The 485-nt window shown below is 60.8% G+C and carries 1 protein-coding gene; it reads right to left on the bottom strand.

Annotation, left to right across the window (positions count from 1 at the left end; translation table 11 throughout):
* Positions 1 to 485 (bottom strand): MFS transporter (locus L692_RS0118225; RefSeq protein WP_025701530.1); only part of this gene is annotated, 485 nt, incomplete at both ends.

Below are 485 nucleotides of genomic sequence, written 5' to 3'. Positions count from 1 at the left end.
GAAAAGCCACAGGAACATCCCGTAGTAAGAGAAGACAACCGTAAACCATAGTATCCAGAGCATCACGGTTGATTTGCGGTAATCCGCCGACCATACCGAGGCGAACCGCTCTTTGAACGGGGCGGGCGCCTTGCGGATTCCTGCGAACCGGGGAGAATCATCGATGGCCCGCCGCAGATACAGGGCATACAGCACCGGAGCCGCCCCGATCACGAGAGCAAGCCGCCAGCCGTATGACGGGATAATGAAATAAGCGATCCAGCCGAGCGCCCAGAAGCTTTCCAGCAGAACGACGGCGCGGCCTCTCTCGGCTGGCTCGACGCTCTCGGATACAAGCGTGGACGCGACGGGCAGCTCCCCGCCAAGTCCGAAGCCCGCGATGAAACGCAGCACGCAGAAGAGGGCGAACCCCGCCGCGAGAGCCGACAGGCCGGTGGCTGCCGAGAAGATGACCAGCGTCCAGAGCAAAATATTTTTCCGTCCAT

The organism is Paenibacillus forsythiae T98 (genome assembly GCF_000520735.1).
GTDB classification, from domain to species: Bacteria; Bacillota; Bacilli; order Paenibacillales; family Paenibacillaceae; genus Paenibacillus_AQ; species Paenibacillus_AQ forsythiae.
This window is presented reverse-complemented; position numbering and strand designations above follow the sequence as displayed.